This is a genomic window from Streptomyces sp. CBMA123 (assembly GCF_014596465.1).
Lineage (GTDB): Bacteria > Actinomycetota > Actinomycetes > Streptomycetales > Streptomycetaceae > Kitasatospora.
In genome coordinates this window covers 1-3,860 of record NZ_MECK01000376.1, presented here as the reverse complement: position 1 = coordinate 3,860, position 3,860 = coordinate 1, and the positions used below count along the sequence as shown (strand labels likewise).

Genomic DNA, 3,860 nt, shown 5'->3' with positions numbered 1-3,860 from the left:
GTGCGCGCCGGCGACGTCCTCGCGGCCCGGCTGGCCCGAGCGGGCGCGGTGGCCGCCACCGGCCGCGCGTGGGACCGGGACGGGACCGTCCTGATCACCGGCGGCACCGGTGGGCTCGGCGCCGTTCTCGCCCGGCACCTGGTCGCCGAGCACGGCGTCCGGCGGCTGCTGCTCGCGAGCCGCCGGGGCGCCGAGGCCGAGGGCGCCGCCGACCTGGCGGCGCAGCTCACCGCGCTGGGCGCCGTCGTCGCCGTCGAGGCGTGCGACCTCACCGACCGTGCCGCCGTCGAGCGGCTGATCGCCGGCATCCCGGCCGAGCACCCCCTGACCGCCGTGGTGCACGCCGCCGGTGTGCTCGACGACGGCGTCATCGAATCGCTCACCCCCGAACGGCTCGCCGCCGTGCTGCGGCCCAAGGCCGACGCCCTGTGGCACCTGCACCAGGCCACCCGCGCGCTCGACCTCGGCGCGTTCGTCGTCTTCTCGTCCTTCTCCGGTACGGCCGGTGCGGGCGGCCAGGGCAACTACGCCGCCGCCAACGCCTTCGCGGACGCGCTCGTCCGCACCCGCCGCGCCGCCGGGCTGCCCGGACAGTCGCTAGGCTGGGGCCCGTGGGCACCGGTCGGTGGCATGACCGGCGGACTCACCGACACCGACCTCGACCGGCTGGCCCGGCTCGGCACGCCGGCCCTCTCCGAAGCCGACGGCACCGCGCTGTTCGACGCCGCCCTCGCCCGCCCCGAGGCCGTCCTCCTCCCCGTCCGGCTGGACCTCCCGGCGCTGCGCGCCCAGGGCGAGGTGCCGCCGCTGCTGCGCGGTCTGATCCGCACCCCCACTCGGCGCGCCGCCGTGACGGCCTCCGAGGCGGCCGGCGCCCTCGCCCGCCGGCTGGCCGGGCTGGACGAGCGCGGCCGCACGGAGGCCGTCGTCGAGCTGGTCCGCGCCCAGGTGGCCGCCGTGCTGCGGCACGCCGACCCGTCCGAGGTCGACGCCCACCGCCCGTTCCAGGACCTCGGCTTCGACTCGCTCACCGCCGTGGAGCTGCGCAACCGGCTGAGCGCCGCCACCGGTCTGCGCACCTCGGCCACCGTCGTGTTCGACTACCCGACCGTCACCGCCCTGGCCGGGCACGTCCTGGAGGAGCTCACGGGCGCCCAGGCGCCCACCGCCGCGGCCCCCGTGCGGGCCGCGGCCGACGACGACCCGATCGTCATCGTCGGCATGAGCTGCCGCTACCCCGGCGGCGTCGCCTCGCCCGAGGACCTGTGGCGCCTGCTGCGCGAGGGCACCGACGCCATCTCCGGCCTGCCCACCGACCGCGGCTGGGACGTCGACGCGCTCTACCACCCGGACCCGGACCACCTCGGCACCAGCTACACCCGCTTCGGTGGCTTCCTGCACCGGGCCGCCGACTTCGACCCGGGCTTCTTCGGCATGAGCCCGCGCGAGGCGCTGGCCACCGACGCCCAGCAGCGCCTGCTGCTGGAGGCCTGCTGGGAGGCGGTCGAGCGGGCCGGGATCGACCCGGTGTCACTGCGCGGCAGCCGTACCGGCGTGTTCGCCGGCGTGATGTACAACGACTACTCCGCGCTGCTCGCCGGGGGCCGCTTCGAGGGCCACCAGGGCAGCGGGACCTCGCCCAGCATCGCCTCCGGCCGCGTCTCCTACACCCTCGGCCTGGAGGGCCCGGCCGTCACCGTCGACACCGCGTGCTCGTCGTCGCTCGTCGCCATGCACTGGGCCATGCAGGCCCTGCGCGCCGGCGAGTGCACGCTCGCGCTGGCCGGCGGTGTCACCGTGATGTCCACCCCGACCTCGCTGGTCGAGTTCTCCCGGCAGCGCGGCCTCGCCCCGGACGGGCGCTGCAAGGCGTTCTCCGACCGGGCCGACGGGGTCGGCTGGGCCGAGGGCGTCGGCGTGATCGCCCTGGAGCGCCTGTCCGACGCGCGTCGCCACGGGCACCCGGTGCTGGCCGTCGTCCGCGGCTCCGCCGTCAACCAGGACGGCGCCTCCAACGGGCTCACCGCGCCCAACGGGCCGTCCCAGCAGCGCGTCATCCGCCAGGCCCTGGCGACCGCCGGGCTCGCGACGGCCGACGTCGACGTGGTCGAGGCGCACGGCACCGGTACCTCCCTGGGCGACCCGATCGAAGCCCAGGCACTGCTGGCCACCTACGGCCAGGACCGCGAACTCCCGCTGCTGCTCGGCTCGGTGAAGTCGAACCTCGGCCACACCCAGGCCGCCGCGGGCGTCGCGGGCGTGATCAAGATGGTGCTGGCGATGCGTCACGGCGTCGTGCCCCGCACCCTGCACGCCGCCGAGCCGTCCTCCCACGTGGACTGGGACGAGGGCGCGGTGGAACTGCTGACCGAGGAAGCGGACTGGCCGGACACCGGCCGGCCGCGCCGGGCCGGTGTGTCGTCGTTCGGCTTCAGCGGCACCAACGCCCACGTCATCCTCGAACAGGCCCCCCCAGCGGTGGTGCACGCCCGGACTCCGGCGGTTGCGGAGCCCGTCCTGCTCTGGCCGCTGGCCGGCCGTAGCCAGGCCGCCCTGCGCGACCAGGCCGCTCGCCTGCGCGCCTTCGCCGGCGCGAGCCCCGAGTCGAGCCTCGCGGACGTCGGCCTCTCGCTCGCCACCACCCGCTCCGCCTTCGACCACCGCGCCGTGGCCGTCGGCGGCGACCGTGACGAACTGCTCGCGGCCCTGACCGCCCTCGCCGCGGGCGAGCCCGCCGCAGGGCTGGTCACGGGCGAGACCGGCGCCGGCAAACTCGCCCTGCTGTTCGCCGGCCAGGGCGCCCAGCGCCTCGGCGCCGGACGCGAACTCGCCCAGCGCTTCCCGGTGTTCGCCGAGGCGCTGGAGGCGGTGCTGCGCGAGTTCGGCCCCCGTCTGGACCGCCCGCTGCGCGACGTGCTGTGGGGCGAGGACGAGGAACTGCTGAACCGCACCGGCTGGGCGCAGCCCGCGATCTTCGCCGTCGAGGTCGCGCTGTTCCGCCTGGTCACCTCGCTCGGCGTGCGCCCCGACGTGCTGCTCGGCCACTCCGTCGGCGAGATCGCCGCCGCGCACTGCGCCGGGGTGCTCTCGCTCGCCGACGCGTGCGCACTCGTCGCCGCGCGGGCCCGGCTGATGGACGCGCTTCCCGAGGGCGGCGCCATGGTCTCCGTCGAGGCCACCGAGGACGAGGTGCTGCCGCGCCTGGCGCCCGGCGTCTGCGTCGCGGCGGTCAACGGGCCCCGGGCCGTGGTCGTTTCCGGTCTGGAGGACGAAGTGCTGCGCATCGCCGGGGAGTTCGCGGCCGACGGCCGCCGGACCAAGCGGCTGCGCGTCTCGCACGCCTTCCACTCGCCGCTGATGGACCCGATGCTGGAGGAGTTCCGGCGCACCGTCGCGGAGCTGGAGTTCCGCGCGCCGACCGTCCCGATCGTCTCCGACACCACCGGCGAGCTCGCCACCGAGGCCGAGCTGTGCTCCCCGGACCACTGGGTCGAGCACGTCCGCCGGGCCGTGCGCTTCGCCGACGGCGTCCGGGCCGCCCGCGCGGCCGGCGCCGCCACCTTCCTCGAACTCGGCCCCGACAGCGTGCTGTCCGCGCTGACCGAGGACATCCTGACCCAGGACGACCCGGCGGACGCCGCCGCGGTGACGGCCGTCCCGCTGCTGCGCGCCGCACGCCCCGAGGAGCGCACCACCGCCCTGGCCCTGGCCGCGCTGCACGTGCGCGGCCACGCCCTCGACTGGGCCGCGCTGCACACGGGCACCGGTGCCCGCCGCACCGACCTGCCCACCTACGCGTTCCAGCACGAGCGCTACTGGCCCGAGGCCGAGGCCGGCATCGCCGCCCCGGCCGCCGACCC

General features: G+C 76.8%; 1 protein-coding gene. It reads left to right on the top strand.

Annotated features, from left to right (window positions below; translation table 11 throughout):
• Window positions 1-3,860, top strand: a 3,860-nt coding sequence (locus BG452_RS31050; RefSeq protein WP_188307687.1) for a type I polyketide synthase, incomplete at both ends; no start/stop codon positions are given.